Annotated in this window: 10 protein-coding genes; 9 read left to right on the forward strand and 1 reads right to left on the reverse strand. The window is 44.5% G+C overall.

Going from position 1 to position 18,361, the window contains the following annotated elements; translation table 11 throughout:
• Positions 1-13 precede the first annotated feature (13 nt).
• The 5 genes from FWE23_09800 (at position 14) to FWE23_09820 (ending at position 11,770) form a co-directional block, all read left to right on the forward strand.
• Positions 14-868, forward strand: coding sequence for an Rpn family recombination-promoting nuclease/putative transposase (locus FWE23_09800; GenBank protein ID MCL2845721.1), 855 nt, complete (start codon positions 14-16; stop codon positions 866-868).
• A 30-nt stretch (positions 869-898) separates the two neighbouring features.
• The gene (locus FWE23_09805) at positions 899-2,467 is read left to right on the forward strand and encodes an AAA-like domain-containing protein (GenBank protein MCL2845722.1); all 1,569 of its coding nucleotides are present in this window, start codon (positions 899-901) and stop codon (positions 2,465-2,467) included.
• Positions 2,468-2,635: 168 nt separating this feature from the next.
• Positions 2,636-5,467 carry a hypothetical protein gene (locus tag FWE23_09810; GenBank protein MCL2845723.1) on the forward strand — a complete coding sequence of 944 codons (2,832 nt, stop codon included), beginning with the start codon at positions 2,636-2,638 and terminating at the stop codon, positions 5,465-5,467.
• Positions 5,428-8,466 (forward strand): hypothetical protein, encoded by a 3,039-nt coding sequence (locus FWE23_09815; protein MCL2845724.1) that lies wholly within the window; start codon positions 5,428-5,430, stop codon positions 8,464-8,466. The genes FWE23_09810 and FWE23_09815 overlap by 40 nt, the downstream gene beginning before the upstream one ends.
• A 10-nt stretch (positions 8,467-8,476) precedes the next feature.
• Positions 8,477-11,770: a hypothetical protein gene (locus FWE23_09820; GenBank protein MCL2845725.1), complete on the forward strand. Its 3,294-nt coding sequence runs from the start codon at positions 8,477-8,479 to the stop codon at positions 11,768-11,770.
• A 288-nt stretch (positions 11,771-12,058) separates the two neighbouring features.
• On the opposite strand, the gene FWE23_09825 is transcribed toward FWE23_09820, so the two are convergent.
• Positions 12,059-12,259 carry a hypothetical protein gene (locus FWE23_09825; protein MCL2845726.1) on the reverse strand — a complete coding sequence of 67 codons (201 nt, stop codon included), beginning with the start codon at positions 12,257-12,259 and terminating at the stop codon, positions 12,059-12,061.
• A 183-nt stretch (positions 12,260-12,442) separates the two neighbouring features.
• Here FWE23_09825 and FWE23_09830 point away from each other — a divergent pair, with 183 nt between their 5' ends.
• The 4 genes from FWE23_09830 (at position 12,443) to FWE23_09845 (ending at position 18,102) form a co-directional block, all read left to right on the forward strand.
• On the forward strand, positions 12,443-13,939 hold the full coding sequence (locus FWE23_09830; protein MCL2845727.1) for a hypothetical protein: 1,497 nt from the start codon (positions 12,443-12,445) through the stop codon (positions 13,937-13,939).
• 18 nt (positions 13,940-13,957) lie between these two features.
• On the forward strand, positions 13,958-15,985 hold the full coding sequence (locus tag FWE23_09835; protein ID MCL2845728.1) for a hypothetical protein: 2,028 nt from the start codon (positions 13,958-13,960) through the stop codon (positions 15,983-15,985).
• A 236-nt stretch (positions 15,986-16,221) separates the two neighbouring features.
• Positions 16,222-16,893 (forward strand): riboflavin synthase, encoded by a 672-nt coding sequence (locus FWE23_09840; GenBank protein ID MCL2845729.1) that lies wholly within the window; start codon positions 16,222-16,224, stop codon positions 16,891-16,893.
• 18 nt (positions 16,894-16,911) lie between these two features.
• Complete coding sequence (locus FWE23_09845; protein MCL2845730.1) at positions 16,912-18,102, forward strand: bifunctional 3,4-dihydroxy-2-butanone-4-phosphate synthase/GTP cyclohydrolase II; 1,191 nt, start codon at positions 16,912-16,914, stop codon at positions 18,100-18,102.
• The last annotated feature ends 259 nt before the right edge of the window (positions 18,103-18,361 follow it).

An 18,361-nucleotide genomic window follows, 5' to 3' on the forward strand; every position in this document is an offset into this window, starting at 1 on the left:
ATAGGAGGTAAATATGGAAAAATTTGAAAAATATCTTGACCCGAAAAACGATTTGTTGTTCAAAAAGGTTTTTGGGACACATAAAAATTTGTGCATAAGTTTGCTCAATTCCTTAATGAAATTTGATGAAAATTCCAAAATTATAGAAATTGAATACGATACCAACGAACTTTTACCCGAAATTCCCGCGTTTAAGGATACTATTGTCGATGTTCGTTGCAAAGATGAAACAGGACGGCAGTTTATTATTGAAATGCAAATGAACTGGACTAAGGATTTTCAGCAAAGGGTGTTGCTTAATGCGAGCAAGGCGTATATTCAGCCGTTGAAAAAGGGGCAGGAGTTTAATCTTTTGTTGCCCGTTTATTCGCTCAATTTGGTGAACGATACATTTGACGATGACCCTGAAATGGCTGACGAGTATTACCATCAGTTCAAGATTGTAAATATTAAGAATACAAATAAGCAGATAAAAGGGTTGGAATTTGTGTTTGTTGAGTTGCCGAAATATAAGCCAAAAAGTAAGGACGAGTTGGATTATTTTAATTTGTGGCTTCGGTTTTTGACGGAGATTGACAGAAATTCAAAAGAGATTTCGGCGGATTTTTTGAATAATGAAGTTTTGAGAGAAGCCGTAGAATGTGTTGCAGAGAGTGCTTTAACGCCTGAGGAATTGGAGGCGTATGATAAGGTTGAAGATGCGATTAGGGCGAAAAAGGCATTGTTGAGAGGGGCGGAAGAGAAAGGAAAAATTGAAGGTAAAATTGAAACCGCTCAAAACCTCAAAAAAATGGGACTATCCACCGCTCAAATCGCCCAAGCAACAGGTCTCACAGAAGCCGAAATAAAAGCCCTACGTATTTTATAAGCAAATAAAAATAAATTCAGGAGAGCAAATATGCGCGAGTTTAACGTAACGGGGCTTTGTGTTTCGAGTATGCACTATATGGCGGACACGAGTGAAAAAATCGCACAGATAACGCAATATGTGAAGCAAGGTAATTATTTCTCTATTAACCGCGGTCGTCAATACGGAAAAACCACAACGCTTTCTTTGTTAGAAAAGGGATTGCCCGATGAATATACCGTTATCAGGATAAGTTTTGAAGGCGTTGACGATGAGATGTTTGACAACCCGCAGACATTTTGTCAAGGTTTGCTCAATCAATGCGCAAGATATTTCACCAGAAGAAATTTACCCGGCGGTGAAATTTGGGTGGACGAAACGGTTAAAGCGTTTGACTTGTTCAGCGACTTTTTGGATAAAGTCTGCGCCGAAAAAAAATATGTCCTTATGATAGACGAAGTCGATAAAACATCGAATAATTTTGTGTTTTTGAAGTTTTTGGGAATGTTGCGAGATAAATATCTTGACAGAAACGACGGCGTCGGCGCAACTTTTCAAAGCGTAATTTTAGTCGGAGTTTACGACATAAAAAACCTTAAAATAAAAATGGTGCAAGCAGGGACGCATCAACTTCAAGACGGCGAAAAACGCATAAATTCGCCTTGGAACATAGCAATTAACTTTGAAGTGGATATGTCGTTGAGCGTTAAAGAAATCGCTTCTATGCTTACGGAATACGAAAAAGACCACAAGTCCGGAATGGATATTCAGGCGGTTGCCCAAGAAATTCGCGATTATACAAGCGGCTATCCGTATCTTGTTTCGCGGATTTGTCAGCGGATAGAAAATAATTTGAATAAAAATTGGACAAAAAACGGTGTTTTGGAAGCAGTAAAACTAATTCTTCAAGAGCAAAGCACTCTTATTGACGATTTGGGTAAAAATATTTTATCCAACAAAGAACTGTCGGATTTGCTTTATGACCTGACGATAAACGGCGCCGACTATAAATTCAGCACAACCGACTACGCCGTGGGATTAGGGCATACTTTCGGATACATAAGAAACCAAAACGGGAAAGCAGTTATAGATAACACGATTTTTGAATTGATAATCTATGAACATTTTATCACGGAAAAACAGCGAAAGGGCATTCGTATAGACAGAGTGGTTTCGAGCGACGTAACAAAAGGCGGCAAGTTTAATATGGACGTCTGCATAGAAAGATTTGCGCAACACTATTACGAACTTTATCGTGAAAAAAGTAAAGTTTTCTTGGAAGACGAATGTCGAATGCTGTTTTTAACATATATCAGACCGGTGATAAACGGTGCGGGTTTTTACCATATCGAAAGCGAAACTCGCAGCGCAGAAAGAATAGATCTTATTGTAGATTACGGTGCGGAACAATTTATAGTAGAATTGAAACGCTGGTATGGCGAAGCGGCGCACGAAAAAGCATACGACCAACTTTGCGGGTACTTAGAAAGCAAAAACAGGAACACGGGCTTCTTGCTTACTTTCGATTTCCGCAGCGACAAAAACACCGGCAAACCGCAATCAAAGTGGATAGAACACAACGGCAAGAAAATTTTCGACTGCATAGTCGGCTTCGGATAATTCAGCGCTCGTCAGCGTTGTTTTGAAGAGAAAATGTTGAAAAAATAACAAAATTCTACAATTTCTTCCCACTTTTCTTTTGACATAACATATATTTAATTGCGTTTTACAAGAAAAAACTCACATTATAGGTTGCACAAGGGATTTATACTATAATGGAGGTGTTATATGAAAACCAGAAGGTTCTTTCAAAAAATCTGCATATTATTGTTTTTGTTATCGGGGGCTGTATTTGGGCAGTATCCTGATCCTACAGGTCCTCGCGGAGCTCGCCTTTCTATTGGCAACGATTGGGCTAATCCTGTGCTTGACCCTTTTTTAATGGAACACGTGATTTACGCAAGGGATACGCTGAGCATACACTCGCATAGTGGTACGCCGAATTCCGGTATTGTGGGAACGGATGTTTTCACAAATACGGGGGCTGCGTCCGGTGGCGCTCGGCTCACGCTTCAATCGGGAATAGCGCACATTGGAACTAACAGAGGAAATTTGGCGAGAGGTACTACTAACCCTGATACTAACAGGGTTTATTTCGGCGGTGTCGGAAATCCGATAGCGGGTGGCAATGCCACCAATATTATACAACCGAGAATTCCGGTTTATGAAAATGATGTTTTTCCCAGATTGCCCGATATTCCCGTATCTTCCCGTCCGAGAAATCAGTCGGAGGCTGCTGCTCTCGGAATTGAGCATTGGCACGGAAGTAGCGTTACTGTCGGTAATACAACTTGGCAAGCCGGAGTGCGCTTCATTAACGGTGATTTGACATTAAATGACAATGCCAGATTAACAATAGCGCCGCGCCCGGGCACCACTGATTACAGAACTATCATATATGTTACCGGCAGAGTTTTCCTAAGAACAGGGGCGTCGTTTGTTCCGCAAGGATTTGTCAGCATTAATGATTATCCGGCTGAAGCCAGAGGACAAATATTGCTAATTGCATTGAGTAATCATTGCGATGATTGTATGGGTTTATCTATGGGTCAACGTGGGGCGGCAGCGGCTATACATACTGTTTGGGGGACAGGGGCGATAATCGGCTCTTTTATTGCTCCGTACGGCACAATTTATATGCAATATCGTTCTCCCGTATCAGGTCAGGTCTTGGCTCAAAGAATTCGTTTTGTCGGTCAGGTAGGTCCCGACGGTTTTGTTTTTGAACCCGGACAATTTACTAATCTTACAGCAGCGACTACAGGCGGACCGTTCACAAGAGAATGGAGATGTGATGCCAACCGAACTACGCCTGTTCAGACATTTAATATCGGCTTGAATAATGCGCTTACGGGAAATCAAAGTATTACCTTAAGATATACAATAACACTTGAGGGCGGTTTGCAAAACCCAAGAGATGTCAGAAACTTTTCTCCGTCGGCATTAACAGGAAATTTAACATTTAATGCTTCAAATCAAACTCATCCGATAACATTTCAGTTAGTAAACGATGAAAGCGCTGCGCAAGGCGGAAGTATCAGAGTTGTGTTAGATACGCTTGCAAATTGGCATTCGGGTTTTGATGGGACTGTGAATTTAACATTAGATAACCCCGGCATCATCACCATAAATCCTGCGACAGCGCAAACTCGTCCTGCTCGTCCGTCGATCAGCGGGTCGCAAAACAGTATCATAGAACACCATACGAATTTGGCGGGAACCCGCAGAAATCCTGTCGGGCAGGTTGTTGCTACGCTTAATGCTCCGCCTTCGGGTGCGCAGTTGCTTTTTGCTAACGGGACAAGCATTTACAACGGATTTACTATCAATTCAAGCAGGCAAATCATAACAAACGGCTATTACAGAGCAAATTACGATACGGGAGACAGAACCATACCGCTTCAGATTATCGTAAGACACGACAGAGGCACTCAGTTGGCTTGCATACAAGACAGCGACCCGTTGAGCATTACTGTTGCAATTCTTCCGTGGAATAACAGGGCGTTTGAAACGCAACCGATAACCGCCACAATAAACGCCGGAAGCACATTACAGATACACCCGACAGGCGGAACGTATAATTGGTTTATCAGTGATGCCGATGCGCCTAATGTCAACAACAGACAAATAGTGCGCGCAGTAGTTGCAAGCGCCTCAACTACACAACGCGATGGAATTTGGAATGCCGGCAATCCCGCTATTCCAGCTCAAAGCGTTCTTGCAGGTCCGACTCCCGCTACTTCGAGTAATACTTCGTTGACCATTCCAAATGGCGGCGGAACTGTTGCGATTGCAAATAACATTGTTATATATACACCGCCCGCTACGCCGCTTACCGCTCCTGTTTCTTTCTTCATTGTAGCGCGCGATACAGCTGCATATACAGACGCTTTAACGGGAGCAAGCTGGAACACCGACCATTTCGACAGATGGATCCCTGTTAGTGTTGTGGTAAATTCTCCGCCTATACTTGAACCGCTGACAAGAAATGTCTGTAAATATGATGAATTGGCAGTAAACATTTCGGAATTGGGACTTACGGGAGCGCATACTTTTGTAGCGCCGCATACCGCAAGCCCGAACATCGGCGCTTTCCGTATTGAAAACAGCGGTCAAAGATTAGTGTACGATTTGAGAGGTCTTACTCCCGCGGAAAACAGAAGTCCCATTACAATTACATACACCGTCAGAAATACCGCGACTACTCTTACGGGAGAAGGAACAATTACTGTTGCCATTGACCCTGCGAGAGACCAACGACCGACAGGCATTGATACGGTTATAACCGGAATTACCGTCGGCGCTACCCGTGATATAAATCTTGCAAACAGATGGACAAACCACAATTTCGGCAACGACAGAAATGCGCTTGCTATTCTTGACCATAGCAATTTGCCCGATGGCATTACGGTTGAAGTGGTGCCGCCTGCAACATTCAGAATAATTGTTCCGCGCGACTTTACATTGGCAGACAATGTGTATTATTTCACTTACAGAATAGTTGACAATATAAGTCCGCTTTGTCCGAACCCGACGGGCAAGTGCCGTCTGAGCCCATAGAGGTCAGGTTTGTGCTTGAAAGAGGAACTGTCGGCGCGGCTCAACCTGTCCGAGACAGAATTATTTTGGACAGACAAGGGGGTAATCGCACAGTCAGCACATTGTGGGACGGAGAGACAAATATTTTGGCAAACGACGCTCCGACCATTGATGACCCTGCCGTTTTTGCCGCGACGGTAATTATGGGCGATTCCACAAGCAGAGGAGAGCTTCTGCTGAGAGCCGACGGGACATTTACATATACCGCGGATGTTGGTCTTGTTAACAACCAACTTCGCCAACCGGAAGACAACTTTACGTATTATTCCCTCACTTCCCCGACGGACGGTGAAGTTCGCAGTGATTTTCCTGCGTTTGTGGATATTTTTGTAAATTGGTATAACGACAGCACGCCTAAACTTACTGCAAAAACCGACCAACTTCGCGCTCGCGAGGGAAGAGTAATTCCGATAATTACCGCCGCCGACACCGATGACGATTGGGGAACAATATTGCGGATTAACCGAAATGTTCCATTTACGTTTACGGTAAACGGCGTTTCTACTCCTGCAAGCGACCCGCGTTTTGCCGATGTCGAAATCAGAGGCGACAGCACGATTTTCTTCCGTTATTCGGCGGATATTGCCGCTCCGACGACGGTCGTTCTTACTTTCCACGTAAATGACGATGTAAATTATATGCATTACTTTAACAACAACGGAGTTTTTGATTCAATTCCGTATAATTTCGCTCATTCAACCTCAAATACATTGACATTAACGATTGCGCCCAACCCTGCGGCGGTGGATTTTGAAATGCAGGTAAGGGAAAGAGAACACACATCGGATATTCATTATCCCACAATCGGCGGCGAAATTTATGCGAATATTTTAGCCGCGCTCAGAGATATTTGGGGAGATACTTGGATTGAAAGCGGAGTGTCTTTTACTCTTGCAGACAGCACTCAACACGGAATTCTTACTCATAATTTAACAGGAGCGGGTAGCAACGGAACAGTGCGTTATGACCACGTAAACACTGCCGAACTTACGGACAGATTTGTTTATACGCTGGCAATTACGCTTCCCGACGGCACTCGGATTTCGAGCGACGGAACAGTTGTCGTAAGAGTTATGTCAAGAGAGCCGTTTGTAATGAACGACGGTTTCTATGAAGACAGAAACGCCGACGGAACAATAGATTTTGTGGTAATTCCGTTCGACAGAGATGTTGACCTCGTTAATACTACCTTTGGTATTGTATTTGAGTATGGAGGAGAAACGCTGACGGTTCAACACGACGGCGGAAGATTTGTTCGGGAAAACGATGTGCCGAACCGCAGTTTAATTGAAATTAGCTTGAATAATATGCCGCCCAATATAACCGACGGCTCAATGACAATCACAATAACGCCTCCCGATAATATTTGGGGCGCGCAACAGCAAGTTGTTAGACCTCGCGACGCAGCGGCTCCCGTAATTACATCGGCGATGTTTACAAGGTCGCTTTTTTCTAACGACACGCTTGTTTTGACCTTCAGCGAGCCGACAACAAGTATTTCTACGGGCGGCGGAAGTTTACCTTTCAAGTTTATTACGGAGGCGGGCGAAGAATACACAATTTCGTTTGCGGAACGTATTCCTGCCGACAACAATCGCGAGTGGACGTTTATTATAACTATGGCTGACGGTGGAATAATAGTCGGCGGCGACTCTGTTTTCATCAATTACGATAATATTATTGACGAGCAAAATGCAGTTATTACGGATATGGCAGAAAACTCGCAGACAAATCCGCACAACGTCCGCGTTCCGATAGAGAGGCAAACCAGAACGCAGATACTTTCAGCGACTTATTGGGACGACTTCGGCGTTCTTTCAAACGGAAGAACAAGCGACGCACTTGACGGATTTATTGATCGTATAAGTATTGATTTGGGAATGCAGGTAGAGAGTTCGTTTGCACAAAGAATTGCTCAGGCTCTTATCCTTCCCGCTTCGCGAGGCTTTACAAAAGGCGATATTACTTTAACCGAAACAGGATTTGACTTGGCGGTTATCGAGGCGAACGCCGTTTGGCGGGACGGCAGGAGAACAGGCGAGCCGAGAACCTCTGTCGGTAGCGACGAAGTTATCGGCATAACGGAAATTGCGGACGGCTCGATTACCGTTGAAGCGAGCGGTATTACTCCGTTTGACAGAGTTGCGCCCGTTATTTTGAGAGCGTATTACGTATTTTCGCCCGACAATCCCGATACAACTCTCGAAGTTGTGTTCAGCGAGCCTGTGGAACTCATAGGCAGAGCAAATACTCTTCCCGACAGTCCGTATTCGTTTTACAGCCGAAATCTTGTCAGAAATTACAATATGATTTTTGTAAACAGCGACCCTATTCGCAGTGCAGATAACATCCGTTGGACATACAATGTTGCTTCGTCTTCGATTCCTTACCCTTTGTCGGGCGACAGCCTTTGGATTATGCAGGGCGGACACGTTTTTGACGCAGATGGCAACGAGGCTGAGCTTACTGTTCGCGCGCCGCTTATTTTGTCTGATGAATATGCGGACAATTTTGAATTATGGGTAGTTCCGCAACCGCTTCGTCTTGTGAATGTAAGAGGTCGCACGGAGCCTGCAGTTCTTGACGAAGGTCTTGCCCGATACTACCAAATTCCGATTGGAACACAAGGCGTTGCGCTTATAGTTGAGGCTATGGGACCTGTTCATCCCAACCATTACAACAATCGCGGTACTATGAGAATTATCAACAATGTCGGTAATGTAGTGCGTGAAAATGTTGAGATGAGATTTGTTGTTATTCAGGATGGCGACCGCGCAGGTAATGTTGTAGGCGTGGCGGTTTGGGACGGTAAAAATGATGCGGGCAGATTTGTCGGAGCCGCAACATACTTGGCGCTTATAGATGTTTCGGTGCAGTTTTATGACCGTCCGTCTCCTGTAAGACGAGAATTCAGACGACAAATATCGGTAAGTTCGGCAGGAACGAGTGCAGGAGATTAAGGAGGTCTTTATGAAAAAAGGTTGGGCGTTAAAATCTATTGTGTTATTTTTATTTATTTGCGGAGCGGCGTTAGGACAAAATCAGGTCTTTACGATAATTACGCCCAATACAACCTTTGTCGAAGACAGTCGATGGGATTGGGAAAATACCGGTTGGGGCAGACCCGGACCTTGCGACGAGCCGAGATACACGCTTAACGGCGGCAACCCAAATATTCGATGGTCGGTGGATAAAAACGCCGATCATACCGATGAGCTTGTGTTTTCAATTACTCCGCAGATACCGTCGGGCGTAATGGTATCGGTCAGTTATCGGATTACGGCAAACAGCGGAGTTATAGTCGCGAGAGGACAGGGCGCCAGTTTAGTGAACAATCCGGGAGAAGCGCGCGCTTACATACAGGAATTAAGCGGCGGGCTACTGTTTTCTTCTTCTTCGTGGGGTGGGCTTCCGCCAAGTACGCGCGCGCTTCCTCTCAGAATAATCGACCACGGCGACAACAGGGGAGACGCAACATTTACAATTACATTTACCGATTTACTGATAACTCCGCGCGGAGCAATAGATTTGGTGTTGCCCGAGCCGATAACCTTTACCATTCTCAGCGACGACAAACCACGCCCCGAAGAGCACACGGCGCTTCCTCCGACTTTTACTCAAAATCGCGTTATAGAATTCTTCGATTGGACTCGTCAGGGCGCTCAGTCGGTCGGACGGCTCATTCCGCAAGAAAACAGTCCCTGCCACGAAAGCCGTCTCGAAATTTTGTCTATACGGGATGTTGTCGGAGTTGACGTGCGCGACTGGTTTACAATTACGGACGATTATCATATAACAACCAACGAAAATTTTAGAGCTGATTTTGAGAATTTAAATCATCGCGAAATCACTTTTTCCGCAAAAACGATTGATAAAGGGGTGGAGGAGCCTGAAATCGAAAGCGAAATTGCGGAATTTATCGTGAAAATAAGCCCTTGGAACGACCATCCGTTCGATATCCCGGATTATTTCACAAATGTCGCCGAAGGAAGATTTGTAAATATAAACGTTTTGCAAAATTACAGCGACCCGGATTTACCGTCGAGTTTAAACAGACAAAGAATTATCGGACTTTCCCGCGAACGTATTATTTCCGATCCCGTGCTGAATATCGGCAACGCATTTGGAAATTTGGGCGGTCAACAAATTACAACGGCTCTCGGCGCAAACGTTGAAATTATCGGCGACGGCGCAAGAGTTCGCTACGACCTGAGCGGCGTAGAAGGGCTTACGGAATTTGTCGATACTTTTTTTGTAATCGCGCTTGATACCGCTCTTTACAGCGACCACGTCGGAGTACAATACGAGACGGATTCATGGATTAGATCGGTAAAAATTACGGTTAATATAGCGCCGACAACCTTTCCGCCGACCGTATCCGAAAATTTGTCGTTCTATTACGATACCGACGGCGACGGAAAAGTTGAAAAAATAGTAATTCCGTTCGATACCCCGCTGAATTTGGACGAAACCCGCTTCAGTGTAAGTTTTGCAGGCATAGACGATTATGTGTTTTCTGCAAATTATCGAAATACAAACGGGATTATCGACAGTACATATATCCATATTTACCTTACCGAGGGCGCGCCTCAGGATTCGACAAGCGGCGCAATGACGGTACGCATAGAACACCTCGGCGAAGAGTACGAGGAATTGAGCGAAAGCTTGCGTATTTTGGATATTAGCATAAACGACGGCGCCGCGCCCGTTATTGTTTCGGCAAAAATAAAAACGTCGTTTATTCCGGGCGAAAGCGATATACTGAGCGTTGTTATGAGCGAAGATTTTGTCGCAAACGTCGAAGCCGACAATCAACCGTTTATGTTTAAAAATATGACCGCCGCCGATAATCCGCTCTATTCCGTTCGTTTTTACGGCGCGGCTCTGAGCGGCAGAGAGGGACGTTTTACAGTTAATTCGGCGTATAATTCGCTGATTTCCGAAGGCGATTCTATTTTTATAAATTCAGAGGCTGAAATTCCCGTTAAGGATTTTCCTCGCTTAAACGGGCAGAGAGCGCAAAGCAATAAAAAGGTCAGAGTTTATCGGGAAGTCGCGGCTAAAATAATTTCGGCTGCTTATTTTGATATCGGCGTCGTTCGCGAAAACGGAACAATAGAGCCCGCCCGCGACGGATATATAGACCGCATAAGCGTTGATTTGGGGATGCCGGTATCGCAGGAACTCGCGGAAAAAATCGCCTTTTCCGACTATTTCCAGCTTGCGCCCTCGCGGAATTTCACAATAAACGGCGTCAGTTTAATAGAAAACGGCTTTGAACTGCACGTTGTCGAAGCCGCGGCGATACAGGCGGCAAACGGAAACCGCGCCGAATTTCCTCCGCGGACGTCAACAGACGAAAGAGACGTAATTCAACTCAAAAACGATATAACGTTTGAAAACATAACAATAAGAGCGAACGTTGCGCCTTTGCTGATAAAAGACAACGTTGCGCCCGTTATTTTGAGAGCGTATTACATATTTTCGTCGGATAATCCAGATACAACGCTCGAAGTTGTGTTCAGCGAGCCTGTGGAACTCAGAGGCAGAGCAAATACTCTTCCCGACAGTCCGTATTCGTTTTACAGCCGAAATCAGTCCAAAAATTACAATATGATTTTTGAAAACAGCGAGCCTGTTCGCAGCGAAAATAACAGCCGCCGGATATACAATGTTGCCTCGTCTTCAATTCCTTTCCCTGTATCGGGCGACAGTCTTTGGGTTATGCAAGGCGGACACATTTTTGACGCAGATAGCAACGAGGTTGAGCTTACTGTTCGCGCGCCGCTTATTTTGTCTAATGAATATGCGGACAATTTTGAATTATGGGTAGTTCCTCAGCCGCTTCGTCTTGTGAATGTAAGAGGTCGCACGAAACCTGCAGTTCTTGACGAAGGTCTTGCCCGACACTACCAAATTCCGATTGGAACACGAGGCGTCGCGCTTATAGTTGAGGCGATGGGACCTGTTCGTCCCAACCATTACAACAATCGCGGTACTATGAGAATTATCAACAGTGTCGGTAATGTAGTGCGTGAAAATATTGAGATGAAATTTGTCGTTATTCAGGATGGCGACCGTGCAGGTAATGTTGTAGGCGTGGCAGTTTGGGATGGTAAAAATGATGCAGGCAGATTTGTCGCAGCCGCAACATACTTGGCGCTTATAGATGTTTCGGTGCAGTTTTATGACCGTCCGTCTCCTGTAAGACGAGAATTCCGACGACAAATATCCGTAAGTTCGGCAGGAACGGGTGGCAATTAACACAGCAATCATTCCGTAATCGTTGATTATGCGTAATTTCTGACAAGTACAATATATGCTTAAAAAGCGCTTAGCTTAAAAAAGGCGAAAATCCAATGAAGGGTTTTCGCCTTTTTAATTTATGCAATAATAATTTTTCATAGTTATGTTGCATAAAATACATTTCATGCCGCTTTTATTCTGCCGCTTCTTTTGCTTTACGCTTTTCGTCTCTTTCTGCAATTAAAACGCCTGCCGTTATAAACGACATAACCACCGCAGCACCACCACCTACTATTAGAAGTTCCATTATTTACCTCCTTTCAAAAGAATGCTTAAAATAATGAAAAACACATACAAACAAAAGCCAATAACTGCATTTTCTAAGCTATCGCCTGCGCCAAGTGTGTTAAATAACAAGCCGCCAATAAAAGAACCACCTGCTGAAGCTACGCAAATACTACTTGCAACATCACGCCGCTCTTTCAAAAAATAAAATAAACCTTTCATAAACCTCTCCTTAATATATATTAAAATACATTCGCGCCAACCAATTCGCCGAAAAAAGAATTATAAATTAAAATTCTTTATGGACAGTTTGGAATAATTTCAAGAAAAACGTAATTTTTCAGGAATTTTCACCGTTCTTGCATTATATTATATGCGAAATGATTATATTTATTGGGAGGAGTTATGAAAAATTTCAGAAAATCTATAAATTCAAGAGCGGCAATTTTGCTTGTCTTGTCTTTTCTGTTATCAATAAATGTTTGGGCTGATATTGATACCCCCGAAAGGTGCCACCCTCACCGCGTACCCTGCGCTCCTCAAAACCCCGGAAGCGCGTTGATTTTGTTTAATAGCCAGCGTAGTACAGATAACACCAACCGACAATGGGATCACTCCATACCGATGATGCGTATTTTTGGGGCGGCGCTCACCAGAGACGATAGATTTTTAGACGATGCAAGATTTTCACAACTGTTTGATGAGCACCCTGATTTGCGAGGAGTAGATTTAGGACACTTACCTTTCACGGGCTCTCAAATGATAGCGCAAGGGATTCCGCAGATAGACCCTGAGCTTACTATGATTAACGTTCTTGATATACGGCAACAAGGTATTAGTCCTAATTTACGGAGGTGGGCAGACGCCAACTTACGAGGAAGAGATTTAGAAATATTTAATGAACTTTGGGTCGCAGGAAACCCGCTTTCTTTTTGGTCGCAGGTTTACGATTTAAGATATGTGCAAATGCACTGGATTTATAATGCTAATACGGATTTGTCTGTAATTACTACAAATGAAAACGACCCAAGAAGCGACCTTAATTATTTTAAAGCACATTTGCGAGACGGCGGCGGACTTTACATACAAGCTGCTTATGCGGAATATATACACAGAAATCGAGGCACTATAGCTGTTGTTAATGCGCTTACAAGAAATAATATCAATGACCAATGGGGCAACGTAGACGAGGCTGTTGTTAATTTTTGGTTTAACAATGATATACGAGCGGAAAATTTTGCTACCGATTTTAACAACTTAGACTCTCTTCAAAGACAACCCGGAATGGCGATGAGATGGATTCGTTCGGGCGGTGTAAGGCACCAAGATTTACAATATGCTATTCCTTTGATAAGAAACGGCGAACAAGGTAGAGCGGTAAAAATGTTTTGGGACAAAAGCGGATTAAGAGACGAATACGAAAACGGGCGATTTATACTCAGTTTTTCAGTAAGCGGCTTCAGAGACCATCCCGATGTAGGTAGTCAAGGTAATACAATTACCTCAAAAACAACTTTGGCTACTGTGCAAAATTTATACGATTTAATGTCGGGAACACAGCGATACACAATATCCAAAAGATTTGAACACGAAGAGAGAGGACTCGGAGAAACAGGAAGAGTGTACATTACGGTAAGAAATCCCAATAATTTCCCGTTTCAGATTGGCGATATTTGGGACGATCTAAGTTCTTGTCTGCGATTTACGGGTAATGCAAGTTATGCCTTTATCCGCCATGAAGACGGCTTCAGAACAGAAACGACAGCCACCATAACGCAAACACAAAACGGGCAAAGATTGACGTGGAGACTTACAGGTGAAAACGGACATATCCCCGCAAGAAGCGACTGGGTAATTGAGTTTGAATACAGGGTCGATAATTCAAATTGCGTCGGTAATTAAAGGAAAAAGGAGAAAATTATGAAGAAAATATTATTATCATTGGCAATTCTTACGGCGTTTGTCATTCCCGTATCGGCGCAACTTACGAATATCAGAATCACAAACGTGAGAATCAGTCCTGAAATTATAACCGCCGCAGGAACAGAAGTAACCGTAACGGCTGATATTAGTTTTAATAAAATCGCTTGGAATGCGCACGGCTATTGGATTGTCTATCTGTCGAAAAACCCAAATTCTTTCAACAGTCCGGGCGCGCAAAGCATAATTATGACCGGCGGACAAGTCCCTGTTAATTCTTCGGCGGCATCTCTTGGAAGACAAATCCCCGGATTAAATACTGAACATACCAGTTATACCGGCACTCAAAGCGTTACTTTCAGAGTTCCCGACCCATTGCCGCAAGATTGGGTAAATGCGAACGAACCTTGGTATGTTATTGTAAGAGTTGGCGGAGGCACTTGGGAATCCAGAGAAAATCCGAGTACTTGGGGAACACATCATAGTGCCTCGGCAGGTCGTGAGCTGAATATAAGAACTAACGTATTTTTTATTGAAAACATAGCGCACTCAAACACAAGGCAATCAAATACGGCGCCACTTAGAATCGTAACCACTCCGCCGATACCGACTTTCGACATCGAAGCGCGAAACGCCGTGAACGACACGCTTTTCAGACTTGCAAACGCGCGTAATGTTTTCCGCCGACCACAAGTCGGAATCAGATTAAACGCGCTGAACGACGACGAAAACGTTGCCAATATCGTTTGGAGTATAGACGGCTCGGCACCGACAAGACCGTATAACGGGATTATAAATTTAACAAACAGCGATTTCAGGCAGAATAACGACACTATAACTTTGAGAGCGCAGGCAGTTTCTCCGAGACCTGAGGAATTTGCTTCGTCTCAAATTCGCGAGTGGATTTTTGTTTACGACCGTCCCGAAGGACAAGAGGCGGAGTTGATTTTGCTTTCTTCTTGCGGTACGCAACGCCCCGCCAATAATACGCAACCGTTCGGACTGCACCAAAATATCCGAATTGAATTTGAAAGCCAAGACGGATATACAATTCGGTATAATATCGGCACACAAGAGCGCAACGAGGCGTGGTTTGAGAATGCAAGCAACGGAACGCCCGCACCAAATTCGCCTGTTGATAATATATTCGTAGCGGGAGCAAATCGTTTCGTCGGTGTTCTTCTTATAAACGAAAACGGTGAGACGAGCGTGCAAAACTGGGAATTTGTTCCGACGACCCTTATGGCGCCTACCGTTTCGCCGTCGGGAAATCCGACAATTCACAGATTTATCGACCCGTTTAACATTACAATTACTCCGCCGTCGATTAACTCAAACGAATTATTGTGCGGTTTTAGGCTTTATTATACTATAACAACCGACGGAAGCATTCCGATTGACCCGATTAACCCGCTGTCCAACGAGCCGAACACGCAAAATCAGCTTACACTAAACGCAAACGGAACGTTCACACTTCCGATTGCTTTGGCGGATTCGTCGGTGCTACATACGATAAAATTTCAACTTTGGGCGGAAGACAGATTGCCGTCGGAAGTGCAAATGCACCAATACCGTCAATTAGTGCCGTACCGTTTGGTTTTAACGCCTATCAGCTCGCACGTTCGAGGGCATGAGCCGATTGGATACGATGGAACGTCTATCGAAGTTCGAGCAGGGCAAGCGCTTCCTGTTATACTTGCTGATTTTAGTGCGCGGATAGACGAACTGGATATTACCGCGATTGATATCCGAGGACGAATAGTAGATCCTCTCGGAAACCTTGTTGTCGATTTCAGAGGATTGGAAACGAACAGGAATAACCCTGTAAACCCCAATGTTTTCGCGTCGCTTCTTCTTCCGACAAGCGAAATACCAACAACCAGAATTCTTGTTGAATGGAATGCGCAAAATCAGTCGGGACGAAGGGTTGGAGCGGGAGCTTATTTGGCGATATTAGACATAACCGGACCAAGCGGCGTCAATCAATCATTCACCATCACTATCCCTATCGGCGCCGCGGGAAGATGATTATCTTAGGCTGATATTTTACAATGTAAGGGCAGGTTTGAAACCTGCCCTTACCGCATTTGACGACCGCAGTCGCACAATTTCCGTGTCGGCGGGAGGGAATTAACACAAAATTGCGATTATTTGTAAGGGCAGACCACCGTGTCTGCCCTTTTTTGTTTCGGCATAAAGTATTTTATCACAAAATTATTATAAAATAAAGGAGGGGGCGGCAACCGTTGCCCGACTGTCGCAAAATGTTTACTGGATTGGTTGAAACCATCGGCGAAATAAAATCGTTTTCGCCCGAGAATAAAAGTGCAGTTATCGGTGTTTCGCCGAAAATCAGCGACTTTGCCTGCAAAATCGGAGATTCTGTTGCCATAAACGGCGTGTGCTTGACTGTCGAGAAAATTAGCGGGAGAACGCTTTTTTTCAGAGCGGTGAGTGAGACGCTTTCCAAAACTAACTTGGGCGACCTTAAAATTTCGCAGACGGTAAATCTTGAACGGGCGCTACCCGCAAACGGGCGCTTCGACGGGCATATAGTCTTGGGGCATATTGATACGGCAGGAAAAATCGAAAGTGTTGAGTGTGATGGCGATTCTCGGCTTTTTTGGTTGAGCGCCGATGAGCGATATTCAAAATACATTGCAAAAAAAGGCTCGGTCGCAGTTGACGGAATATCGCTGACCGTCGCCGATGTTGCGAATAATAAGTTTTTATTGTCGATTATCCCGCATACCTTCAAAAATACAACGCTTGCGACCAAAAAAGCAGGCGACAGCGTAAATTTGGAATGCGACGTTTTCGCAAGATATATAGAAAGAATGTTGAATGTTAACCAATCGGTAAGGGCTGGTTTAAAACCTGCCCCTACATCGGCTGACAGAAACCTTGAAGGATTACTCGAAAGGAGTGGATTTTGAAAAGACGGGAGGGGCATCATGACCTTTGAAGAAATTGAAGAAATAATTAGCGATTACAAAAACGGCAAAATGGTAATTATCGTCGATGATGAAGACCGTGAAAACGAGGGCGACTTGGCGTACGCCGCTGAAAAATCCACCGTTGAAAAGGTGAATTTTATGGCGAAATACGGTCGGGGACTTATTTGCATTGCAATGGAAGGGCATCGCCTCGACGATTTGCGAATTCCGATGATGGTGGAGCGAAATACTTCCAGTTTTGAGACGGGTTTCACGGTTTCGGTAGAAGCGCGCGAGGGAACTACCACGGGAATAAGCGCCGCCGACAGAAATACAACCATCCTGAAACTCATAGACCCGAACGCTACTCCGAACGATTTTGTTATGCCGGGACACACATTTCCGCTTCGGGCAAAAAAAGGCGGCACGCTTGTTCGTACGGGTCAGACTGAGGCAAGCGTTGATTTAGCGCGGCTTTCGGGCTTAAATCCGAGCGGCGTAATCTGCGAAATTATGAACGACGACGGAACTATGGCTCGCCGCGACGACTTGGATGTTTTTGCAAAAGAGCATAATTTAAAGATTATTTCAGTCGCGGATATTGTTCGTTATCGCTACGCAAAAGAGAAGCTTGTCTGTTTTGAGGCTAAGGCGACTCTTCCGACCGAATGGGGGACGTTTGAGATAAAAACTTACAAAGAAACGCTCAAAGGGCACACGCATATAGTTATGCAAATGGGTGATGTATCCTCCGAAAAACCAACCTTGGTTCGCGTGCATTCCGAGTGCTTTACGGGCGATGTTTTGGGCTCGCTGAGATGCGATTGCGGAAATCAATTAGCTATGGCGCTGTCCAAAATCGGAAAAGAAGGCGGCGTTTTTCTGTATCTTCGTCAGGAAGGGCGGGGGATAGGGCTCAGCAACAAAATTCGCGCGTATAATTTACAGGACGACGGGCTTGACACAATTCAGGCAAATCTTCAGCTCGGTTTTGACGCGGACGCCCGCGATTACGGAATAGGCGCGCAGATTTTGGCAGACCTCGGAATAAAAAAGATTAAACTTCTGACAAATAATCCCGTGAAAATTTCGGGACTTTCGGGCTACGGCATCGAAATTGTCGAGCGCGTACCGATAGAAGTCGCGGCAAACGTCCACAGTAAAAAATATCTCGACGCCAAAAAGGAGAAAATGGGACATTTGCTGTAAAGCGCGGAAATTTTGTTTGTGCGCAAATAGTATTAAAAGGATTGCTTATAGCAAACGAAGAATTATTAGACAAGGAGGAACTTATGACAATAAAGGAAAGAAGGTTTAACGAGAAATTTGCCGTTAACCCTATCCGCCTTTTCATCCAAAAAGCCAATTTTCACCAAAAATCAAAACAGTTTCTCCCCACCGCTCTCTGCCAAATATTATTTTATTATCCGGAATCAGGTTTTCAGGGACAAAAACACTAAAACATAGG

This window comes from Chitinivibrionia bacterium (assembly GCA_009779925.1).
Taxonomy (GTDB): domain Bacteria; phylum Fibrobacterota; class Chitinivibrionia; order Chitinivibrionales; family Chitinivibrionaceae; genus WRFX01.